This is a genomic window from Curtobacterium sp. NPDC090223 (assembly GCF_044746585.1).
Lineage (GTDB): Bacteria > Actinomycetota > Actinomycetes > Actinomycetales > Microbacteriaceae > Curtobacterium.
This window is the reverse complement of record NZ_JBIVCN010000005.1, coordinates 1-20426: the sequence shown is the minus strand read 5'-3', so window position 1 is coordinate 20426 and position 20426 is coordinate 1. Positions and strand designations below refer to the sequence as shown.

The following is a 20426-nucleotide window of genomic DNA, read 5'->3' as shown; positions in this document are numbered from 1 at the left end:
TGTCAGCCCTCGAGCTCGACGGGCTCCGGCGTGCAGACGAGCGTCTGGACGCGCCCCGACGCGAGCGGCGCGAGCCGGATCTCGACGCGGAGCCGTCCGGCGGTGCCGGGCAGCCACCAGCGGAGGTGCGTCGGCGACACGGAGGTCTCGGCGACGGGCGCCGCACCGAGATCGGCGCCGACGGCGGCTGCCGCGTCCGCGATCGCCGCGCGGCGGCGCTCGTAGGGGACGTCCATGGCCACGTTCGGTGTGCAGATCGCGTCCGCCAGGTCGTCACGCCACTCGGCCAGGAGGCTCGACACGGCACCCTGCGCGGCTCGCGTCTCGGGGAGCACACGGACCGGCGCGGGTCGGGTCGGGACGTCGGCCGCCAGCAGGAGGTCGTGCGCCGCCTCGGTCGCGACGGAGACCTTGGCCTGCGTCGCGTTCTCGAACGCCACGACGCCGAGGCCCGAGCGGACCGACCACCGCATGTGCGCCGAGAAGCCCGGGTAGCCGCCCGAGTGCGAGACGATCGGCCCGTGCAGGGCGTCCTGCTCCACGAACAACCCGAAGCCGTAGCCGACCGGACGGCCGGAACCGGGCACAGCGGTCGGGACGACCCGCATCGCCTGCTGCATGAGTCGGCGGTCCGCGGGGGAGACTGGCCCGTCCTCGGCCGTGGCGCCGGGCGCGCGGAGCGGTGCGAACGCCGAGGACAGGTGCCGTGCCCACCGAGCGAGGTCGGTGACGGTGGAGAACAGCCCGCCGATCGGCGAGAACGCCCCGGGCCCGCTCAGCGGCAGGGGCTCCCAGGCGCCGTCGAACGGGCGTGCGCCGGTCACGACGAACCCGCGGGCGTCGGCGGCGGCGAAGACCGTGTCGTCGAGGCCGAGCGGCGCGAGGACCACGTCCTGGGCGACCTCGACGAAAGGGCGCCCGGCGACCACTGCGACGGCACGCCCGAGCAGCGCGTACCCGAGGTTGGAGTACGCGAAGCCGGTGCCGGGGACGGAGTCGAACAGCAGCCCGGCACGGAGCACGTCGTCGAGTTCGTCGTCGGAGATGGGTTCCTGGCGGTCGCCCCACGGATCGTCGGTGGGGAAGCCCGCGGACATGGTCAGGAGCATCCGGAGCGTCGGGGTCGGCGAGTCCGGCGTCGGCAGCGCCACGTCGGCGAACGCCGGGACGAAGTCCGTGATCGGCGCGTCGAGGGCGACCCGGCCGTCGGCGACGAGCGACAGGAGCGTGGCCGCGGTGACGCTCTTCGTGCACGAGGCGATCCGGTAGACGGTGTACGCGTCGGGCACACGGCCGTCACCACGGTCGCCGTGCCCACCGGACGCCACGAGTCCGTCGGCGTCGAACACGCCCCAGACCGAACTCGGGGCGACACCGCGCTCGACACGCTCCCGGAAGAGCCCGTCGATCCGCGCGATGGTCTCCGGGGCGGTGGTGGTCATGCGTTGCGCATCCTGTCGTAGGCGTCGAGGGCTCGTTGGCGGGTCTCGCGGAGGTCGACCATCGGCTCGGGCCGGTCCTCGTCGGCGGGCACCCACCGCCGGACGTACTCGCGGTGCTTGTCGAAGCGTTCGAGCTGCCGGTCGGGGTTGAACACGCGGAAGTACGGCGCTGCGTCGAACCCGGAGCCCGCGACCCACTGCCAGTTGCCCGGGTTGTTCGCCGCGTCGGCGTCCACGAGGGTGTCCCAGAACCACTGCTCGCCGACGCGCCAGTCCACGAGCAGGTTCTTCACGAGGAAGCTCGCCGCGGCCAGGCGGACGCGGTTGTGCATGGCTCCGGAGCTCCAGAGCTCCCGCATGCCAGCGTCGACCAGGTCGAAGCCGGTGCGGCCCTGGTACCAGCGCTGCAGTTCGTCTTCGGACGGCGTCCGCCAGGGGAAGGCGTCGAACTCACGACGGACGTTCACGGTCGCGAGGTGCTCCGAGTGGAAGTACTCGTTCCAGTTGAACTCGCGCCAGGCGAGCTGGCGGAGGAACGCGGGGGCCTGCTGCCGCTGGTGCGGTTCGAGCCTCCCGTGGAGGCGGTGCCACACCTGGTACGGGCTGATCTCGCCCCAGCGCAGGTGCGGGGAGAGGTCGCTCGTCGCGGCCATCGCGGGCTCGTCGCGCTGGTCGTAGTCCTCGAGTGCGTTGTCGACGAAGTCCTCGAGGAGCTTCGCGGCGCCGCGCTCACCGGGATCCCAGGCGTCACGGAGACCGCCCGCCCAGTCCGGCGCGGTGGGCAGCAGGGACCAGTCCGCGAGGTCGTCGCTCGCCACGGTGGTCGACGACGGCAGGTCCCGTGGCTTCGGGAGCGGGTGACGGGGCTCGGGCATCGACTGCGCGGCGCGCCAGAACGGCGTGAAGACCTTGTACGGCTCGCCGGAACCGTTGAGGACCGTCCACGGTTCCCAGAGCAGGGTCGCCGCGAAGCTGTGCGCCTCGGTGCCGGCGTCGGTCAGCGAGGACTTGATCCCGGCGTCGATCGCACGCTCGACCGAGCCGTACCGGCGGTTCCAGAACACGGCGTCCGCGCCGGTGTCGGCGACGAGCCGCGCGATGACGTCCGCGGCGGGCCCACGGCGCAGGACGAGCCGGGACCCGCGGCGGCGCAGGTCGGCGTCGAGCGAGGTGAGCGACTGGTGCAGCCACCAGTGCGCCGCCGCCCCGAGCGGACGGATGCCCTCGCTCTCCTCGTCGAGGACGTAGACCACCGTGAGGTCGCCGCCGTGGTCGATCCCCGCACGGAGCGCCGGGTTGTCGGCGAGCCGGAGGTCGTCCCGGAGCCAGACGAGCGCGCCGGTCACACGGGGGCCGGGTCGGAGTGGACGGTGACCGTGCGACGCACCGGCGGGACGTCGGCCGCGGCGACCCGGAGCTTCGTGCAGAGCTCGGTCAGCGTCCGCAGTTCTCCGTCGCTGAGACCGGCGCCGACCTGGGCGGCGATGCTCGCGGCGTGCTGGACGGCGACGGCGCGGTAGACGTCGAACCCGTGCGCGGTCAACGCGACGATCACCCCGCGGGCGTCGGTCGGGTCCGGTTGCTTCTCGACGATGCCACGCGACGCGAGTCGGTCGACGAGGCGGCTGACGCTCGGCTGCGTGAGGAGGAGGTGGCCGGTGAGGTCGCGCATCCGGCAGCGCCGACCGGGCTGGGTGGAGAGGTTGAAGCAGACGTCGTACTCGTTGAACGAGATCTCCCCGCCGGGGAACTCCGTGTTCAGGTTCCGCATCACCGTGACCTGCGCCCGGAACAGGGCTTCCCAGGCACCGACCGCGACCGCCTTCTCGCTGCGGTGGGCGTCGGTCCGGGCACCGTCGGTGCCGCGCGCCTCGTCGTTCACGGTTGAGCTCCCTCTGGTCCGGTGGTCCTCCACCCTACCGAGGGGATCGGACACCGACGCCGAGGAACGCGCGTGCCGGACGCCGCCGTCGGTGCGCCGGACACGGACGAGGGCCGGTCGCTCAGCGAGCGACCGGCCCTCTCCCTTGCACCAAGAGTGTCCTGCAATCACATTCCGCAGCCGGTGCCACAGCAAACACCGTCTGCACCACTGACTGTATAACGAACGGATAACGGGCGCCAGCCGTAGTTGGCGACGTTCGCTGCGAGTTCACCAAGAGGCCGGCATGCGCGGCCTGTGGCGCTCAGAACAGGTCGGGCGACGGGGTCGAGGCGTACCGGACGGCGACGTCGGCGTGCCGGTCGAAGCGGTACCCGACGCCGCGTACGGTGCGGACGATCTCCTCGAAGGCGCCGAGCTTCGAACGGAGCCGTCGCACGTGCACGTCGATGGTGCGCTCGTTCGGGGTCTCGTCCTCGCCGTCGGACCAGAGGCCGTCGATGATGGCGGTGCGGTCGACCGTGCGGCCCTCGCGGAGGACGAGGAACTGCAGGAGCTCGAACTCCTTGTAGGTCAGGGGCGCTGCCTCACCGTCGAGCGTCACGCGCTTCCGGGAGATGTCGATGACGACGCCGGTCTCCTCGGGCTCGGGCTTCTCGGCCTGCTTGCGGGCGGCGACGGCGGAGCGGTCCTGCAGCGCGAGGCGGACGACGTCGACGTCACGACCGCCGGAGCCCTCGGCGGCGACGGCCACGGCCGCGTACGTCTCGGCGGAGGGGACCAGCTGCGCGGTGAGTGCCTTCAGCTGCTCGACCACGGCGGCGAGCGTCGTGCCGGCGGCAGCGGCCTTCTCCTCGTCGATGCCGACGTAGAGCGCGAAGCCACGGGCCTCGGTGCCCTCGGGCAGGTTGCGGTTGCGCTGCGGCGCGACGACCGGGCTGGTCGGGATCTCGGTGCGCTCGGGCTGCACGGCACGGGCGGGTGCGGCGTCGCGGCGGGGCCGGATCGGGGTCACGGCGCCGAGGTCGATCGGGGCGGGAGCAGCGGTGCGGAGGCTGGTGCGGGGCTGGGCGATGGTGAGCGACATGGTGGTTCTCCGGGCGATGTGGTCGCGGCTGCTCTCGCAGTGCGGCCGGTGTCGAATGCGTCGGCCCGGGTACGGTGACGTGCCGTCGGTGTGTACCGACGTGCCCTGCGGTCCTGCTGGGGACCGGGGCTGACCCGGGGGAGCGGGGAACGACCTCGTGACGTGACGTGCGCGTCGTCGGTGGTCGTCACCCGGGGATCACGCGCTCGCGACGGGGGTGGTGTCGCGGGGGATCCGGCTGGAACGGGTGCCGATCAGGCACACATTCGACAACGCATGACGGCCATCGCCGGCATCATCGTGCCGGCGGTCCCCACTGCCCCCGAACGGGAGCACGCCTCGGAGAGGACGCGGGACACGGTTGCAGTCATGACGACGAGTATCCGCGGTATACCAAGCCGCTGTCAACCGTCCGCCCGGACGGTCGCCAGCGCGACGGTGTTATTCGGCCAGTCCGTACAGACGGTCGCCGGCGTCACCGAGACCCGGCACGATGTAGCCGTTCTCGTCGAGGCGCTCGTCGAGTGCGCCGAGGACGATGGTGACGTCACGGTCGCCGACCGCTTCCTCGACGGCCTTGAGGCCCTCGGGTGCCCCCAGGATGCACACGCACGTGACGTCCTCGGCACCGCGGTCGAACAGGAAGTCGATCGCCGCGGCCAGGGTTCCCCCGGTCGCGAGCATCGGGTCGAGCACGAAGCACTGGCGGTTCGAGAGATCGTCGGGCAGGCGCTCGGCGTAGGTCTGCGGCTCGAGGGTCTCCTCGTTGCGCGCCATGCCGAGGAACCCGACCTCTGCGGTGGGGACGAGCTTGACCATGCCCTCGAGCATGCCGAGCCCCGCGCGGAGGATCGGGACGACGAGCGGACGGGGCTTCGCGATGGAGACGCCCATCGTCTGCGCGACCGGCGTCGAGATCGGCGTCGCGGTGACCCGGACGTTGCGCGTTGCCTCGTACGCGAGGAGCGTGACGAGCTCCTCGGTCAGTGCCCGGAACGTGGGGGAGGGTGTGGTCCGGTCGCGGAGCACCGAGAGCTTGTGGGTGATGAGCGGGTGGTCGGCGACGTGGACTCGCATAGGGTCGAGCGTACCGTGCCGCGTGCCCACCAGTGGTCGCGGGCAGGACCGAGCAGAACGGAGGACCCGTGGACGCAGCACGCTCGACGGACCCCGCCGGCCGGCCGTGGGTGTCAGCGATGGAACGCGCGCTCGACGAAGCCCGGGCCTGCCTGGCGACCGGCGACGTCCCCGTCGGCGCGGTGGTCCTGGACGAGGACGGGCACGTGGTCGCCGTCGGGCGGAACGAGCGCGAGGCGACGCAGGACCCCACCGCGCACGCCGAGGTCCTGGCGCTCCGGGCCGCTGCGGCCGTCACGGGGGACTGGCACCTCGAGCGGCACACGATCGTCGTCACGCTCGAGCCGTGCCCGATGTGCGCCGGCGCGATCCTCGCCGCGCGGGTGCCGCGGATCGTCTTCGGCGCGTGGGACCCGAAGGCCGGTGCCTCCGGCAGCGTCTACGACATCGCGCGGGACCGTCGCCTGCCGCACCGGTCCGAGGTGGTCGCGGGCGTGCTCGATCCCGAGTGCGCCGCCCTGCTCGACGACTTCTTCGCGGAGCGGCGCTGACCGACACCGCAGTCGGAGCGGCGCTGACCGACCCCGCAGCCGCGTCCGGCGCCGACCGACACCGCAGCCACGCCGACGCAGCGGCCGGCTAGTCCGCCGCCCGGATCACGATCGCCTCGGTCGGCGGCCGCGGCCCGGTGCGCAGCACGTCCGGCTCGACGTAGATCACCCGGGCGATCGGGACGGCCGCCCGCACCCGCTGCTCGACGGTGTCGATGCCCGCGGCCACGTCCCCGAGCCGTCGGTCCCCGTCGACGGCGACCTTCACCCCGACCATGAGCTCGTCGGGGCCGAGGTAGAGCGTCTTGATGTGGATGATCGACTCGACCTCGGGCCCGTCGAGCACCGCGGCCTTGATCTTCGCGACGTCCGCGGCGGTCGCGCCCTCGCCGACGAGCAGGCTCTTCGTCTCGATGCCGAGGACGAGCGCCACCGCGATGAGCAGGATCGCGATCAGGATCGTGCCGAGCGCGTCGAAGAGGCCGTTGCCGGTGATCACGGTCAGGCCGACGCCGAACAGTGCGAAGACCAGGCCGAGCAGCGCCGCGGTGTCCTCGAGCATGACGACCGGGAGCTCCGGCGCCTTGGCCCGGCGGACGAACTGCACCCAGGACATCGAGCCCTTGTGCGGCCGGGCCTCGCCGAGCGCGGTGCGGAGGGACAGCCCCTCCAGCACGATCGCGATCACGAGCACCGCGACCGGCAGCCACCAGTTCTCGAGGGGGTGCGGGTGCTGCAGCTTCTCGATGCCCTCGTACAGGGAGAACACGCCACCGACGGAGAACAGCACGATCGAGACGACGAACGCGTACACGTAGCGCTCACGGCCGTAGCCGAACGGGTGTTCCTCGTCCGCGGCACGTCGGGCGCGTCGTCCGCCGAGGAGCAGCAGGAGCTGGTTCGCCGAGTCAGCGAGCGAGTGCACCCCCTCCGCGAGCATCGACGCCGATCCGCTGATCGCCGCGGCGATGAACTTCACGATCGCGATGCCGACGTTCGCGCCGAGTGCGGCGAGGATGGCCCGGTTGCCTCCGGAAGCGCTCACTGTGACCCCTGTCTCCTGATCTGCTGCACGATCCTACGGGCACGCCCGTCGGTAGGGTCGGGCCATGACGATCGAACTGCCCCGCACCGCCCTCGTCGGCGTCGGATCCATGTCCGGCGCGGTCCTCGACGGGCTCCTCGCCGCCGGACTCGACCCCGCGACCGTGGTCATCACGACGAAGTCCGAGTCGTCGGCCGCCGCCCACCGGGAGCGCGGGCTTGACGCGCACGCGAGCGACACCGAGCCGGACGCGAACCGTGTGGCGGTCCGCGGTGCCGGCGTGGTCGTCCTCGGGGTGAAGCCGTTCGCGATCGGTGACGTCCTCGACGAGATCGCCGGGGACCTGGCACCCGGCACGGTCCTGGTGAGCGTCGCCGTCGGGATCACGACCGCCGCGATGGAGGCCAGGGTGCCCGACACGGTCCGCGTGGTGCGCGCCCTGCCGAACACGCCGATCGGCGTCGGCCACGGCGTGACCGGCATCAGCGGCGGTGCTTCGGCGGACGCCGAGGCGGTCGCGCTCGCATCCAGCCTGTTCGACGTGTCGGGCGCCGTGATCGAGGTCCCCGAGGACAAGCTCGACGCCCTCTCCGCGGTGTCCGGCTCCGGCCCGGCGTACGTCTTCCTGGTGATCGAGGAGTGGCAGCGTGCTGCCGAGGCGCTCGGCTTCACCCACGAGCAGGCCGAGACGATGGTGCAGGGCACCGTCCGCGGTGCGGTCGAGCTGCTCGAGCGGTCCGGCAAGGAACCGGCCGACCTCCGGCGCGCCGTGACGAGCCCGAAGGGCACGACCGAGCGTGCGGTCGCCGTCCTGCAGGAGGCGGACCTGGCGGACACCCTGCGGCGTGCCGCCGACGCGGCGATCGCGCGTGCCGAGGAACTGTCGCGGCTCTAGCCGCGAGCAGACGACGGACGGGAGGCCCGGTGCCAGCTGGCACCGGGCCTCCAGTCCGTGATCTGGTCGCCTGCAGCGCAGGCGGGTGCTCATTCCAGCGCGGCGAAGCGCTCCAGGGCCGTCGTCGAGCCGGACACGATGATCACGTCGTGCTCACCGATCACGCTGTCCGGCGTGGCCGGCACGAAGGCCTCGCCCGGCGGCTTGATGCCGAGCACGGTGAGCCCGAAGCGGGTGCGGATGGCGGTCGTGCCGAGGTCCTTGCCGCGGACCGCACGCGGCGGGAACATCTTGACCACCGCGAAGTCGTCGTCGAACTCGATGAAGTCGAGCATCCGCCCGGAGACCAGGTGCGCCGTGCGCTCGCCTGCCTCGCGCTCCGGGTACACGACGTGGTTCGCGCCGATGCGCGACAGGATCGTGCCGTGCGAGCGGCTGATCGCCTTCGCCCAGATCTGCGGGATGCCGAGGTCGACGAGGTTCGCGGTGATGAGGACGCTCGACTCCAGGTCGCTGCCGGTCCCCACGACCGCGATCGGGAAGTCCTGCGCGCCGATCTGCCGCAGCGCGTCGATGTCCGTGGCGTCGGCCTGCACCGCGTGCGTGACGCGGTCCGACCACTTCTGGACGAGCCCGGCGTCGGTGTCCACGACGAGGACCTCCCGGTCCTGCCGTTCGAGCTGCCCTGCGGTGGCGGCGCCGAAGCGGCCGAGACCGATGACGAGCACCGGGGCGTCGTGGCTGACGGCACCGAACGGGTGCTGCGGGCGGGTTCGGTCAGCCAACGATCGGCCTCTCCTCGGGACGGCGGAACAGTTGCCGGCTCTGGCTGGCGGCCAGGGCTGCGGCGATGGTCACTGTACCGACACGACCCAGGAACATCGTCGCCGCGAGGACGTACTTGCCGGACTCGGGCAGCTCCGCGGAGACCCCGGAGGACAGGCCGCACGTGGCGAAGGCGGAGATCACCTCGAACAGCACCCGGTCCAGCGACTCGTGCGTGATCTGCAGCAGCACGACCGTGGCGACGGCGACGATCGTGGCGCCCCAGAGCACGACGGCAACGGCGACGCGGAGCACGTCGCTCGGGATCCGGCGCCCGAACGCCTCCATGCTCTGCCGGCCGCGCGCCTCGGCGACGGCCGCGAGGAACAGGACCGCGAGCGTCGTGACCTTGATGCCGCCGGCGGTCGATGCCGAACCGCCGCCGATGAACATGAGCATGTCGGTGACGAGCAGGCTCGATCCGTTGAGCTGGTCGAAGTCGACGAGCGAGAAGCCGCCCGACCGGGTCATGGTGGACAGGAAGAGCGCCTGGAACGCGGTCCGGCCGGCGCCTTCCTCGCCGAAGGTCGTGGGGTTCGAGGCCTCGAGGGCGACGTAGACGATCGCGCCGCCGACGAGCAGCACGGCGCTGGTGGCCAGGGTGAGCTTGACGTGGATCGGCCACTTCCGCGGCGTGCGGAGCTGCTTCGTGAGCGCGCGGATCACCGGGAAGCCGATGGAGCCGGCGACGACGCCGACCATGAGCAGGGAGAGGAACCAGTAGTCGTGCGCGAACGGGTCGAGGCCGCTGGCGTTCGGCGCGAAGCCGGTGTTCGTGAAGGCCATCGCGGCGTAGTAGAACGAGTCGCCGACCGCGCTCCAGAACGGGATGCCGGCGATGAGCACGGACGGCAGGAGCAGCAGTCCGAGCACGATCTCGATCGACAGGGTGCTCACCGCGACGGTGGCGAGCAGCGTGCCGACCTCGCCGAGCCGGACGGCCTGTCCCTCCGGCACCGCGCCGTGGTGGGTGCGGAGCGGGTTCGAGTCGCCGGCCGCCATGAGCTTCGCGCGGAGTCCGAGCTTCCTGGTCACGAACAGGCCGAGGATCGAGGCGAACGTCAGGACGCCGACCGCGCCGATCTGGGTCCCGATCACGACAAGGGTCTTGCCGAACACCGACCAGTGCGTCGCCATGTCGACGGTGGCGAGCCCCGTGACGCAGACCACCGACGCGGCGGTGAACAGCGAGTCCGCGAAGTGGGTCGAGCGGCCGTCCGCTGCGGCCATCGGCGTCATGAACAGCGCCGTGAACACGAAGATGAGGGCGACGAACACCAGGATCGCCAGGCGTGACGGCGACGAGCGCAGCACGGTGGAGATCCGTGACACGCGTCTGCGGGAAGCGCTCGTCGAGACGGTCGGCGGCTCCGTGCGGTCGAGCATCGTATGCCTCCGAGGACATGGGCGGGACGCATCGCATGGTACATCCGTGCCGGGCCGGTTAGCCTTTCCCCATGGCCGACATCTTCAGCGTGGTCGCCGACCCGACGCGGCGGGAACTCCTCGGCGCGCTCCTGTCCGCGTACGGCGCCGATGCCACCGGCGGGGAGCTCAGCGTCGGTCAGCTCGTCGAGAAGCTCGGGGTGAGTCAGCCCACCGTGTCGAAGCACCTCCGCGTGCTCCGCGACATCGGCCTCGTGACCTCGCGCGAAGAAGGACAGCACCGCTACTACCGGCTCGACCCGGAACCCCTCCTGCACATCGAGGAGTGGGTGGTCCCGTTCACCGGGGCGGTCGACGCCGACGGCACCCCGGCGACCACCGCGTGGACGCCGGACGGGCAGCCCGTCTCCGTCCGTCGGAACGGCGTCGCGGGCAAGGCCACGGTCGAGGTCGGGACCGAGCTCGGTCGCGTCATGGCCGAGGCGTCGCACCGCGCCACAGCAGCGTTCTCCGGGGCGCAGCAGGGCTGGGAACGGGTCGTCGAGAGCTCGCGTCGGCGCTTCACCAAACGCGCTGACGAGGACTGACACAAGGTCCTGGACACCGGGCCTCACCCGCCTCTACAGTTACCAGAGACCACTCAGGTCACACCAACCTCCGCGTTCGGTCGAGCGCGTGCCCCGAAGGCGGATCATGACCGGCAGTTTCGACGACGTGCGCTTCCTCACCGTCGCTGAGGTGGCGGAGATGATGCGCGTCTCGAAGATGACCGTCTACCGCATGGTGCACGCCGGGGAGCTCCCCGCGATCCGGTTCGGTCGCTCCTTCCGCGTCCCGGAGTCGGCCGTCGCCGAGGTCCTGCGCGGCGGCATCGCCGACGTCGGCTGAGTCCGCCGCCTGAGCGCCCGTTCGACATCACAGCGGCCCTCCGGTAGGATCGGGCAGGTTGATTTTCCGCGGCTTCATCGGCCCGGTGTCCGTACATCAGCATCAGTCCGAGCGAGGTCCACATGGGTTCTGTCATCAAGAAGCGTCGCAAGCGCATGGCGAAGAAGAAGCACCGCAAGCTCCTTCGCAAGACGCGCCACCAGCGTCGCAACAAGAAGTAGGTCGCGAGACCTACCGCAGAAGCCCCGGTTCGCCGGGGCTTTCGTGTTCCCCGGGGGTCCTCGCCGTCGGGCTACGCTTGACCCATGCCAGCCGTGACGCTCCTCACCAAGCCCGGATGCCACCTCTGCGACGACGCCCGCCCGATCGTGGAGCGGGTGGTCGCGGCCCATCCGGGCGTGACGCTCACGGAGCGCTCGATCCTCGACGACGACGCGCTCCGGCTCGAGTACGCCGAGGACATCCCCGTCGTGCTCGTGGACGGCCGCGTGCACAGCAACTGGCGTGTCGACGAGGACCGTCTCGTCCGCGCCCTCGAGAAGGCAGGAGCCTCCGCATGATCCAGCACGTCGTCTCCTGGTCCCTCCGGGAGGACCTCGACCGCGCCGAGTCGATCGACCGCATCCGGTCGCTGCTGCACGGGCTGGTCGGGGTCGTGCCCTCGATCCGGACCCTGCAGGTCGTCGAGAACGTCGCCTACCCGGACAAGAACCACGACGTCGCGGTCGTCGCGACCTTCGACGACCTCGCCGGCCTCGACGAGTACCAGGTGCACCCGGACCACCAGGCCGCCGCTGCCGAGATCCGCGGCCTCGTCACGGGGCGGGCCGCCATCGACTGGGAGAGCTGAGCCGAGCCTCCCGTCCGGGGCGCTGCGCGCTGCGGCGCTGGCGCGCTGGCGCGCTTCGGCGCCGCACCACGAAAGCCGGCTCGAACCACGGAAGTCCGTGGTTCGAGCCGGCTTTGGTTGTGCGGGTGCGGTCCGCGCCGCGGGCGGCCGTCGCGCGCCTCGGCGGCGGCCGCCGCGCGCCCCTACGGGGTCAGGCGCGTCGGGCCGCGGAACAGATACGTGACCTCGCGGATGGACGGCTCGCCGAGCATGAGCATCAGCACACGCGCCAGACCCATCCCGAACCCACCGTGCGGCGGGACGCCGTAGCGGAAGAAGTCCAGATACCAGCCGAGCTCGGCCGGGTCCAGGCCCTTCTCCTCGGCCTGGGCGGTGAGCACGTCGACGCGGTGCTCGCGCTGCGCGCCCGTGGAGATCTCCGCGCCGTTGAAGAGCAGGTCGTAGCTGTTCGTGAGGGTCGGGTCGTCGGCGTGGCGCATGTGGTAGTACGGCCGGATCGAGGCGTCGTAGTCCGTGACGAACACGAACTCCGCCCCGTGGTGCTCCTTCGCCCAGGCGGACACGCGGCGCTCGCCCTCGGGGTCCAGGTCACCGTCGGCGCGGACGGCGTCGTGGCCGCTGTCGGCGACGATCTTCCGTGCCTCGGCCAGGGTGACGCGGGGGAACGGCGTCGACGGGACCTGCAGCTCGAAGCCGAAGACCTCTTCGATGTCCTTGCCGTACTTCTCCTTGACCGCGGTGATGCCCGCGACCAGGACCTCTTCGTGCATGGCCATGACGTCCTCGTGGGACTCGATCCACGAGAACTCGGCGTCGACGCTGGTGAACTCGGTCGCGTGGCGCGACGTGAACGACGGGTCGGCGCGGAATGCGTCGGCGATCTCGAACACGGCGCCGAAGCCGGCCGGCTGCGCCATCTGCTTGAAGTTCTGCGGCGACTGCGCCAGGTATGCGGTGGTCTCGAAGTACTCGAGCTGGAAGAGCTCGGCACGGGACTCCGACGCCGAGGCCATCAGCTTCGGGGTGTGGATCTCGATGTAGTCGCGCTCGACCCAGTAGGTGCGGAACGCGTGCTCCAGGGTCGTCTGGATGCGGAAGATCAGGTTCTGCTTGCGGTTGCGCAGGTCGATGAAGCGCCAGTCGAGGCGCTTGTCGAGCGAGGAGTCGTCGGCGATCGGGGTCTCCGGGATCGCGGCGCTGACGACCGTCAGCTCGCCGACCTTCACCTCGAGGCCGCCGAGCTTGACGCGCTCGTCGTGCTTGAGCGTGCCGGTGACGTGGATGAAGGAGCCGTGTGCCAGGCCCGAGATCGCCTCGGTCGTGACGAGGGCCGCAGCCGACGCGTCGTCGCCCTCGGTGGCATCTCGCGTGGCGGGGTTCACGAGCTGGACGGCGCCGGTCTCGTCGCGGAGGACGACGAACTGCACCTTCTTCTGATCGCGGACGGTCTCGACCCATCCGGCCACGGAAACGGGACCGTCGGGCAGGGCGGCGAGGTCGCTGATGCGGGTGCGTTCGATCACGGTCGTCGAGTCTACCGGGCTGTCGGTTCTGCACAGCCCGGTTGCGTCCGACGGTTCTCCACGGACCCCGCCTGGAGGCCCGGCTCGGCTCCGTCGCGTCCGTCGCGTCCGTCGCGTGGGGCGTCAGGGGAGCGACGCGCGGAGGGCGCCGAGCGTGCCGATGAACTCCTCGGCCATGCCCGCCCGCTCGACGAGCTTCGCGTGGCGGGCCCGCGCGTCCTCCAGGAAGGCATCGAGGCGCGCTGCGCGTGCGGCCGTGTCGTCCGCATCACTGCCGGGGAGCCCGTCGACGATGCCGATCAGGTCACCCATCTCGTCGAGTGAGAACCCGAGGGGCTTCATCCGGCGGATCACGAGCAGTCGCTCCAGGTCGCGTTCGGTGTACACGCGGAAACCGCCCGCGGTGCGGCCGCTCGGCGCCAGCAGCCCGACCTCGTCGTAGTGCCGGATGGTGCGGAGCGACATGCCGGCGCGCTCGGCGAGCTCACCGATGTGCATCGTCCCGGCGTCGTGCTGCTCGTCGTGGTCTTCGTCGTGCTCGGTCATCGTCGTCAACCCTACCCTCACGTGAGGGTAGGGTTGTCGGCGATGACGACCCTCACCCACGCGCCGACAGCCCCGAGCGTCCTGTCCGCACTCCGCTCTCCCCGACTCCTCACGCGCGAGGTCCTGGCGGGCATCGTCACCGCGCTCGCCCTCATCCCGGAGGCGATCTCGTTCTCGGTGGTCGCCGGCGTCGACCCGGCGGTCGGACTGTTCTCGAGCGTCGTCATCGCCGTGGTGATCGCGATCGTCGGCGGCCGGCCCGCCATGGTGTCGGCGGCCGCCGGCTCGGTCGCCCTGGTGATCGCGCCGCTGGTCCGTGACCACGGGATCGCCTACCTCGTCCCGACGATCGTGCTCGGCGGCGTCATCCAGCTCGTCCTCGGGTTCCTCGGCGTCGCCCGGTTGATGCGCTTCATCCCGCGCGGCGTGAACGTCGCCTTCGTGAACGCGCTCGCGATCCTGATCTTCACGGCGCAGCTCCCGAACCTGTTCGGGCACGACGTCCCGCTGGTGGTGTGGCCCCTCACCGCACTCGGCGTCGCGATCATCGTCGGGTTCCCGTTCCTCACCAGGGCGGTCCCGGCGCCGCTCATCGCGGTCGTCGTCATCACCGCCATCACGATCGTCTTCAGCGTCGCGGTCCCGACCGTCGGCGACGAGGGTGCGCTGCCCACGGCACTGCCGGGGTTCAACGGGATCACGGTCCCGATCTCCTTCGAGACGCTCACGATCATCGCCCCGTACGCGTTCGGCATGGCGATCGTCGGGCTCATCGAGACGCTCCTCACCGCGCAGCTCGTCGACGCCATCACCGAGACCAGGTCGAGCGGGTGGCGCGAGTCGTGGGGTCAGGGCATCGCGAACATCGCGTCCGCGTTCTTCGGCGGGACGGGCGGTTGCGCGATGATCGGTCAGACGGTCATCAACGTCAAGACCGCGGGCGCCCGCACCCGGATCTCGACCTTCGTCGCCGGCGCCTCGGTGCTCGTGCTGACCATCGCGCTGCACGACGTCGTCGCCCGGATCCCGATGGCCGCACTCACCGCCGTGATGCTCATGGTGTGCGTCGCGACGTTCGACTGGCACAGCATCCGCCCGCGGACCCTCGGCCGGATGCCGCTGGGGGAGACCGCCGTCATGGTCATCACGGTGGTGGTCGTCGTCGCCACGAACAACCTCGCGACGGGCGTGCTCGTCGGGGTCGTGGTCGCCGCGCTGGTGTTCGCACGCCGGGTCGCGCACGTGGTCGAGGTGGTGCGCGAGCCCGTGGACGAGCGGACCGTGCGGTACCGGGTCCGCGGCGCACTGTTCTTCGCGTCCTCGAACGACCTCGTCACCCGGTTCTCCTACGCCGAGGACCCCGAGCACGTCGTCATCGACATGTCCGACGCGCACGTGTTCGACGCGAGCACGGTGGCCGCACTCGACGGGGTCGAGCAGCGGTTCGCCAAGCACGGGTCGAGCGTCGAGGTGGTGAACCTGGACACGGGGTCGATCGCGCTGCACGGCAGGCTGTCCGGACACCTCGGCTGAACGGTCCCGAAGCCGTCAATCGCCTGTGTGGGCAGTGGGAACAGCTGCGCGACCTAGACTGGAACCCATGCCCGCGACCCGAATCCACCTCGTGCGGCACGGCGAGGTACACAACCCGGACCGTGTGCTCTACGGACGACTCCCGGGCTTCGGACTGAGCGAACTCGGTCACCGGATGGCCGAGGCGTCCGCCACCGCGTGGAAGGACGCCGGCGTCGACGTCCGCCGGATCGTGGCGTCGCCGCTCCAGCGCACCCAGGAGTCCGCGGCGCCGTGGTCCGCCGCGTACGGGCTCGACGTCGCACTCGACGAACGACTCATCGAACCGACGAACCGCTACGAGGGGCAGCCGCCCGGGTTCACGAAGCGCTCGATCCGGAAGCCGGCGGAGTGGCCGTGGATCGCGAACCCGTGGCGGCCGAGCTGGGGCGAGGCCTACGAGTCGATCGCCAACCGCATGCTCGCCGCCGTCACCACCGCGTGGGAGAGCGTCGACGACGGTGACGTCGTCCTCGTCAGCCACCAGCTGCCGATCTGGATGGTGCACCGGCGCCTGTCGGGGGAGCCGCTCTGGCACGACCCGCGCAAGCGCCGCTGCGACCTCTCGAGCATCACCACGCTGGAGCGTGTGCCCGCCACCGCGGGCGGCCGGTTCACCGAGGTCGGGTACGCCGACCCGGCGCTGGCACTCCGCGGCACCGCCATCGACGAAGGAGCAGTGTGATCGTCCGCAGTCTCAAGAAGCGGTTCGTCGCGGTCGGGGCGCTCGCCGTCGTCGCCGCGATCGCCCTCACGGGGTGCTCCGGGGGCAGTGACTCGCTGTCGAAGCAGTACGGCAGCGGCACGACGCAGAACTACATCTCCGGCGACGGCGCGGTGACCGAGGTCGCGGCCGACAAGCGCACCGACGCCGTCGACTTCTCCGCGAAGACCTCCGACGGGGACACCGTCTCGGCGAAGGCCCTGCGCGGCAAGGTCGTCGTCCTGAACTTCTGGTACGCCAGCTGCCCGCCGTGCCGTGCCGAGGCGAAGTACCTCAACAAGGTGCAGGCGGAGTACGCCGACAAGAACGTCCAGTTCATCGGCGTGAACGTCCGCGACCAGGCCGCCACCGCCGCCGCGTTCGAGCGCACGTTCGGGGTCGAGTACCCGACGGTGCTCGACGCCGACAAGGGCACCATGCAGCTCGCGCTCTCCGGGCAGATCGCGCCCAACGCGGTCCCGGCCACGATCGTCCTCGACACGAAGGGCCGGGTCGCGGCGCGCGTCCTCGGCGCGGTCGACGGCACGAGCATCCTCGAGACCCTGGTGGGCGACGAGCTCGACGGCGGCAAGGCCTCCTGACCCCGTGAACAGCAACCCCTTCTCCGACGCGATCCTCAGCGGTCAGATGTACGTGGCTCTGCCCGTCGCACTGCTCGCCGGGCTCGTGTCGTTCCTCTCGCCGTGCGTGCTGCCGCTGGTCCCGGGGTACCTCGGGTACGTCAGCGGCGTCGCCGACGGCGGGTCGAGGTCGCGCGGACGCGTCGTCCTCGGGGTGCTGCTCTTCGTCCTCGGCTTCACCGCGGTGTTCGTGGCGTACACGACGGTGTTCGGTGCGCTCGGGTTCTGGCTGGTCCGCTGGCGTGACCTCATCACCCAGGTCCTCGGCGTCGTGGTCGTCCTGATGGGCCTCGTGTTCATCGGGCGCTTCACCTTCCTGCAGCGCACGCTGAAGCCGTCGTGGACCCCCGCGACCGGGCTCGTCGGCGCGCCGCTCCTCGGCATCGTGTTCGGCCTCGGCTGGACCCCCTGCCTCGGCCCGACCCTCGCCGCGATCAACCTGCTCAGCGTGCAGTCAGGCAGCGCCTGGCAGGGCATGTGGCTCGGGGTCGCGTACTGCCTCGGTCTCGGCATCCCGTTCCTGCTCGTCGCGCTCGGAGCCGGGTGGGCAGCAGGAGCGATCCGCGCCGTGAAGCTCCACATGCGCATCGTCAACATCATCGGAGGAGCGATCCTGATCGTCATCGGTCTGCTCATGGTCACCGGCATCTGGTCGGCCGTCATGTCGAGCATCGGGGCGGTGATCCAGAGCTATGTCCCGGCAGTCTGACACCGACGACAGCCGGCTCGAGAACGGCACAGCGTCCGACCCGATGCGCCCGTCCGACCACGTGGACGGTGCCGGCCCCGGCGATGGCGGCGTGAACCAGCCGAAGCTCGGCTTCGTCGGGTACGTCCGCTACTTCTGGCGTCAGCTGACGAGCATGCGCACCGCGCTCTTCCTGCTGATGATGCTGGCCCTCGCGGCGATCCCGGGGTCGCTCGTCCCGCAGCGCACCGCGGACCCGAACGGTGTCGTCCAGTACAAGGCCGACCACGCGACGCTCTACCCGATCCTGGACAAGCTGCAGGTCTTCGACACCTACACCTCGGTGTGGTTCTCGGCCATCTACCTGCTGCTCTTCGTCTCCCTCATCGGCTGCATCATCCCGCGCACGCGGCACCACTGGCAGGCACTCCGCACCCGCCCGCCGAAGACCCCGGCCCGGCTGTCGCGACTCGCGGGGTTCCGCACCGTGGCCGTGGAGCCGGACACCATGGCGGACGGTGCCGTCGAGACGGACGCGACCAGTGGCCTCCCGTCCGCCGAACGCGCGGTGACGCGCGCCATGGCGCTGCTGAAGCGCTCCGGGTACCGCGTCGAGCGGTTCGGCGACTCGGTGAGCGCCGAGCGCGGCTACCTGCGCGAGACCGGCAACCTGGTCTTCCACGCGGCGCTCGTCGGGGTCCTCGTGGCGGTCGGCATCGGCGGCGGGTTCGGCTACACGGGCCAGCGTCTGCTGGTCGAGGGCCAGACCTTCTCGAACGTGCTGGGGTCGTACGACTCGTTCAACCCGGGCCGCTGGTTCCAGCAGACCGACCTCAAGGGCTACAACCTGACGCTCGACAAGTTCGTCACCAAGTACGAGGAGCGGAACCTCAACGCCCTCGGCCAGGCCACGGACTACTCCGCCACCGTGACGAGCAAGGAGAAGGGCGGCGAGTCGAAGACCAGCCGCCTCGGCGTCAACGAGCCGCTGTCGATCGGCGGTACGAACGTGTACCTCCTCGGCAACGGGTACGCGATGCAGGTCACGATCCGCGACGGCGACGGCAACGTGGCGTTCAAGGACGTCGTGCCGTTCCTGCCCGCGGACGCGAACTACACGTCGACCGGCGTCATCAAGGTGCCGGACGCGTCGCCGGACCAGCTCGGCATGGTCGGGTTCTTCTACCCGACGGCGGTCAAGCAGACCACCGGCGCGTACGCCTCGACCTACCCGGACACCGAGAACCCGCTGCTGACGCTGCAGGTGTACGAGGGCGACCTCGGCCTGGACGACGGCGTCCCGCGCAGCGTGTACCAGCTCGACACCAAGGGGCTGACGCAGATCGCCGGCACCAAGGCCGAGGCGAAGAGCATCGAGCTGAAGCCCGGGCAGACCAAGACACTGCCGAAGGGCGCCGGGTCGATCACCTTCGACGGCGTCAAGCGCTACGTCTCCCTCGACGTCCACCACGACCCGTCGCAGCTGTTCGTCGGCGGGTTCGCGATCCTCAGCGTCCTCGGGCTGCTGACGTCGCTGTTCGTCCCGCGCCGTCGCGTGTGGGTGAAGGTCGTGCCCCGCAAGGGCGCCGAGCACGGCGAGTACGACCTCGAGTACGCGGGGCTCGCCCGCGGCGAGGACCCCAATCTCGAACGAGCCGTCGCGGACATCGCCACGCGGCACGTGTCGGACCTCGGAGTTAGGATGCCCTCGTGAACGACATGACGACGAACCTCGCGACCTACTCGGTCGTGCTCACGTACTCGGCCATGGCCGTCTACGTGATCGCGTTCATCGCGTTCGCGCTGGACATGGCCAAGCGCGCGGGAGAGGTCACCGTCTCCGCCACCGACGCCGCGGCTCCCGCGGTGGAACGGCAGGCGAAGACCGTGGCCACCGTGCAGGGCGGCACCGTCGTGCTCGAGCGGGTCGAAGCCCCCGCGAAGACCGGTTCCGGTCGTCGCGGGTCGCGGTTCGAACGCGTCGGCATGGCGATGACGATCCTCGCGCTCGTGCTGCACATCGGCTCGATCGTGCTCCGGGGCATCGCGGCCGACCGCGTGCCGTGGGGCAACATGTTCGAGTTCTCGCTGACGGGCACCGGCCTGATCATCGCGATCTTCCTGCTCGTGCAGCTCTGGCAGAACCTCAAGTTCCTCGGGGTGTTCATCACCGGCCTGACGCTGATCCTGCTCGGCATCGCGACGGTGAACTACTACGTGCCCGTCGTGCCGCTGCAGCCCGCGCTGCAGTCGTACTGGCTCGTCATCCACGTCTTCGTCGCCATCGCCGGCACCGGGTTCTTCGCGCTCGGCGCCGGGCTCGCGGTGTCGCAGCTCGTCCAGACCTACCGTCTCGGCCACTCCGGCGCTGCCAAGAAGCTCCGCTTCATGGAGACCCTGCCGGACGCCGACCGCCTCGAGGTCCTGACCTACCGCGTGCTGCTCGTCGGCTTCGTGCTCTGGACCTTCACGCTCATCGCCGGTGCCATCTGGGCCGAGCGTGCGTGGGGTCGCTACTGGGGCTGGGACACCAAGGAAGTCTGGACGTTCATCATCTGGGTCGTCTACGCGGGCTACATCCACGCCCGTGCGACCCGTGGCTGGCGTGGAGCGCGGTCGTCCTGGCTGGCCCTGATCGGCTTCGCCGCGGTGATGTTCAACTTCTCCGTCGTCAACGTGTTCTTCAAGGGGCTGCACAGCTACTCCGGTCTGTGAGCAGCTGAGTTCCACCGGCCTGGAGGCGCGGGGGGGGGGCGGCCCCCCCCCCCCCCCCCGCGGGTGCCCGGGTATCCCCCCCGGGGGGGCCCCCCCCCCGGGGGGCGCCC

At 70.9% G+C, this 20426-nt stretch carries 23 protein-coding genes; 13 read left to right on the top strand and 10 right to left on the bottom strand.

All coding sequences use genetic code 11. The features are described from left to right. Positions 1-2: 2 nt before the first annotated feature. From ACIPJY_RS12710 to upp, 5 genes are all read right to left on the bottom strand, one after another. The gene (locus ACIPJY_RS12710; RefSeq protein WP_400461998.1) at positions 3-1442 is read right to left on the bottom strand and encodes a serine hydrolase domain-containing protein; all 1440 of its coding nucleotides are present in this window, start codon (positions 1440-1442) and stop codon (positions 3-5) included. After that, complete coding sequence (locus ACIPJY_RS12705) at positions 1439-2788, bottom strand: cryptochrome/photolyase family protein (protein WP_400462001.1); 1350 nt, start codon at positions 2786-2788, stop codon at positions 1439-1441. Before ACIPJY_RS12705 ends, ACIPJY_RS12710 begins: the two co-directional genes overlap by 4 nt. Beyond that, positions 2785-3324: a MarR family winged helix-turn-helix transcriptional regulator gene (locus tag ACIPJY_RS12700; RefSeq protein WP_400462004.1), complete on the bottom strand. Its 540-nt coding sequence runs from the start codon at positions 3322-3324 to the stop codon at positions 2785-2787. Before ACIPJY_RS12700 ends, ACIPJY_RS12705 begins: the two co-directional genes overlap by 4 nt. A 304-nt stretch (positions 3325-3628) precedes the next feature. After that, on the bottom strand, positions 3629-4411 hold the full coding sequence (locus ACIPJY_RS12695) for a winged helix-turn-helix domain-containing protein (RefSeq protein WP_400462007.1): 783 nt from the start codon (positions 4409-4411) through the stop codon (positions 3629-3631). 441 nt (positions 4412-4852) lie between these two features. After that, positions 4853-5488 (bottom strand): uracil phosphoribosyltransferase, encoded by a 636-nt coding sequence (gene upp, locus ACIPJY_RS12690; protein WP_123655519.1) that lies wholly within the window; start codon positions 5486-5488, stop codon positions 4853-4855. Between the two features lie 119 nt (positions 5489-5607). Here upp and ACIPJY_RS12685 point away from each other — a divergent pair, with 119 nt between their 5' ends. Beyond that, positions 5608-6039, top strand: coding sequence for a nucleoside deaminase (locus tag ACIPJY_RS12685; RefSeq protein ID WP_400462339.1), 432 nt, complete (start codon positions 5608-5610; stop codon positions 6037-6039). Between the two features lie 88 nt (positions 6040-6127). Here ACIPJY_RS12685 and ACIPJY_RS12680 read toward each other — a convergent pair whose 3' ends face one another. Next, a complete protein-coding gene (locus ACIPJY_RS12680; RefSeq protein WP_400462010.1) occupies positions 6128-7084 on the bottom strand; it encodes a cation diffusion facilitator family transporter in 957 nt (318 codons plus the stop codon). Between the two features lie 64 nt (positions 7085-7148). On the opposite strand from ACIPJY_RS12680, the gene proC reads away from it, so the two are divergent. Then, positions 7149-7979 (top strand): pyrroline-5-carboxylate reductase, encoded by an 831-nt coding sequence (gene proC / locus ACIPJY_RS12675; protein ID WP_400462013.1) that lies wholly within the window; start codon positions 7149-7151, stop codon positions 7977-7979. Positions 7980-8068: 89 nt separating this feature from the next. Here proC and ACIPJY_RS12670 read toward each other — a convergent pair whose 3' ends face one another. Next, positions 8069-8764, bottom strand: coding sequence for a TrkA family potassium uptake protein (locus tag ACIPJY_RS12670; protein WP_185017394.1), 696 nt, complete (start codon positions 8762-8764; stop codon positions 8069-8071). Further along, positions 8757-10190: a TrkH family potassium uptake protein gene (locus ACIPJY_RS12665; protein WP_400462017.1), complete on the bottom strand. Its 1434-nt coding sequence runs from the start codon at positions 10188-10190 to the stop codon at positions 8757-8759. The genes ACIPJY_RS12670 and ACIPJY_RS12665 overlap by 8 nt, the downstream gene beginning before the upstream one ends. Before the next feature lie 71 nt (positions 10191-10261). Between ACIPJY_RS12665 and ACIPJY_RS12660 the strand changes: the two genes are divergently transcribed. From ACIPJY_RS12660 to ACIPJY_RS12640, 5 genes are all read left to right on the top strand, one after another. After that, positions 10262-10777: an ArsR/SmtB family transcription factor gene (locus tag ACIPJY_RS12660; protein ID WP_400462020.1), complete on the top strand. Its 516-nt coding sequence runs from the start codon at positions 10262-10264 to the stop codon at positions 10775-10777. 106 nt (positions 10778-10883) lie between these two features. Continuing rightward, positions 10884-11078, top strand: coding sequence for a helix-turn-helix domain-containing protein (locus tag ACIPJY_RS12655; protein WP_111080648.1), 195 nt, complete (start codon positions 10884-10886; stop codon positions 11076-11078). Positions 11079-11200: 122 nt separating this feature from the next. Then, on the top strand, positions 11201-11299 hold the full coding sequence (locus ACIPJY_RS12650; protein ID WP_003792170.1) for a 30S ribosomal protein bS22: 99 nt from the start codon (positions 11201-11203) through the stop codon (positions 11297-11299). An 84-nt stretch (positions 11300-11383) separates the two neighbouring features. After that, positions 11384-11638, top strand: a complete 255-nt coding sequence (locus ACIPJY_RS12645; protein ID WP_123655514.1) for a glutaredoxin family protein — start codon at positions 11384-11386, stop codon at positions 11636-11638. Further along, a complete protein-coding gene (locus ACIPJY_RS12640) occupies positions 11635-11928 on the top strand; it encodes a Dabb family protein (RefSeq protein WP_400462024.1) in 294 nt (97 codons plus the stop codon). Before ACIPJY_RS12645 ends, ACIPJY_RS12640 begins: the two co-directional genes overlap by 4 nt. Positions 11929-12110: 182 nt before the next feature. On the opposite strand, the gene aspS is transcribed toward ACIPJY_RS12640, so the two are convergent. Next, positions 12111-13451: an aspartate--tRNA(Asn) ligase gene (aspS, locus tag ACIPJY_RS12635; protein ID WP_400462027.1), complete on the bottom strand. Its 1341-nt coding sequence runs from the start codon at positions 13449-13451 to the stop codon at positions 12111-12113. Between the two features lie 123 nt (positions 13452-13574). Further along, positions 13575-13997, bottom strand: a complete 423-nt coding sequence (locus tag ACIPJY_RS12630) for a MerR family transcriptional regulator (protein WP_400462030.1) — start codon at positions 13995-13997, stop codon at positions 13575-13577. 42 nt (positions 13998-14039) lie between these two features. Here ACIPJY_RS12630 and ACIPJY_RS12625 point away from each other — a divergent pair, with 42 nt between their 5' ends. From ACIPJY_RS12625 to ccsB, 6 genes are all read left to right on the top strand, one after another. Then, a complete protein-coding gene (locus ACIPJY_RS12625; protein ID WP_400462033.1) occupies positions 14040-15530 on the top strand; it encodes a SulP family inorganic anion transporter in 1491 nt (496 codons plus the stop codon). 67 nt (positions 15531-15597) lie between these two features. After that, the gene (locus ACIPJY_RS12620) at positions 15598-16254 is read left to right on the top strand and encodes a histidine phosphatase family protein (protein ID WP_400462036.1); all 657 of its coding nucleotides are present in this window, start codon (positions 15598-15600) and stop codon (positions 16252-16254) included. Then, complete coding sequence (locus tag ACIPJY_RS12615; protein WP_400462039.1) at positions 16251-16874, top strand: TlpA family protein disulfide reductase; 624 nt, start codon at positions 16251-16253, stop codon at positions 16872-16874. Before ACIPJY_RS12620 ends, ACIPJY_RS12615 begins: the two co-directional genes overlap by 4 nt. 46 nt (positions 16875-16920) lie before the next feature. After that, the gene (locus ACIPJY_RS12610) at positions 16921-17622 is read left to right on the top strand and encodes a cytochrome c biogenesis CcdA family protein (protein ID WP_400462342.1); all 702 of its coding nucleotides are present in this window, start codon (positions 16921-16923) and stop codon (positions 17620-17622) included. Between the two features lie 43 nt (positions 17623-17665). After that, complete coding sequence (locus tag ACIPJY_RS12605; RefSeq protein ID WP_400462345.1) at positions 17666-19315, top strand: cytochrome c biogenesis protein ResB; 1650 nt, start codon at positions 17666-17668, stop codon at positions 19313-19315. A gap of 5 nt (positions 19316-19320) precedes the next feature. After that, a complete protein-coding gene (gene ccsB, locus ACIPJY_RS12600; RefSeq protein ID WP_400462348.1) occupies positions 19321-20316 on the top strand; it encodes a c-type cytochrome biogenesis protein CcsB in 996 nt (331 codons plus the stop codon). Positions 20317-20426 lie beyond the last annotated feature (110 nt).

Coding starts and splice junctions, on each gene's coding strand:
- ACIPJY_RS12655 (WP_111080648.1), top strand. CDS start 10,884: ATGACCGGCAGTTTCGACGACGTGCGCTTCCTCACCGTCGCTGAGGTG.
- ACIPJY_RS12665 (WP_400462017.1), bottom strand. CDS start 10,190: ATGCTCGACCGCACGGAGCCGCCGACCGTCTCGACGAGCGCTTCCCGC.
- ACIPJY_RS12620 (WP_400462036.1), top strand. CDS start 15,598: ATGCCCGCGACCCGAATCCACCTCGTGCGGCACGGCGAGGTACACAAC.
- ACIPJY_RS12645 (WP_123655514.1), top strand. CDS start 11,384: ATGCCAGCCGTGACGCTCCTCACCAAGCCCGGATGCCACCTCTGCGAC.
- ACIPJY_RS12625 (WP_400462033.1), top strand. CDS start 14,040: ATGACGACCCTCACCCACGCGCCGACAGCCCCGAGCGTCCTGTCCGCA.
- ACIPJY_RS12610 (WP_400462342.1), top strand. CDS start 16,921: ATGTACGTGGCTCTGCCCGTCGCACTGCTCGCCGGGCTCGTGTCGTTC.
- ACIPJY_RS12710 (WP_400461998.1), bottom strand. CDS start 1,442: ATGACCACCACCGCCCCGGAGACCATCGCGCGGATCGACGGGCTCTTC.
- ACIPJY_RS12660 (WP_400462020.1), top strand. CDS start 10,262: ATGGCCGACATCTTCAGCGTGGTCGCCGACCCGACGCGGCGGGAACTC.
- ACIPJY_RS12640 (WP_400462024.1), top strand. CDS start 11,635: ATGATCCAGCACGTCGTCTCCTGGTCCCTCCGGGAGGACCTCGACCGC.
- proC (WP_400462013.1), top strand. CDS start 7,149: ATGACGATCGAACTGCCCCGCACCGCCCTCGTCGGCGTCGGATCCATG.
- ACIPJY_RS12695 (WP_400462007.1), bottom strand. CDS start 4,411: ATGTCGCTCACCATCGCCCAGCCCCGCACCAGCCTCCGCACCGCTGCT.
- upp (WP_123655519.1), bottom strand. CDS start 5,488: ATGCGAGTCCACGTCGCCGACCACCCGCTCATCACCCACAAGCTCTCG.
- ACIPJY_RS12685 (WP_400462339.1), top strand. CDS start 5,608: ATGGAACGCGCGCTCGACGAAGCCCGGGCCTGCCTGGCGACCGGCGAC.
- ccsB (WP_400462348.1), top strand. CDS start 19,321: ATGACGACGAACCTCGCGACCTACTCGGTCGTGCTCACGTACTCGGCC.
- ACIPJY_RS12630 (WP_400462030.1), bottom strand. CDS start 13,997: ATGACCGAGCACGACGAAGACCACGACGAGCAGCACGACGCCGGGACG.
- ACIPJY_RS12605 (WP_400462345.1), top strand. CDS start 17,666: ATGCGCCCGTCCGACCACGTGGACGGTGCCGGCCCCGGCGATGGCGGC.
- ACIPJY_RS12650 (WP_003792170.1), top strand. CDS start 11,201: ATGGGTTCTGTCATCAAGAAGCGTCGCAAGCGCATGGCGAAGAAGAAG.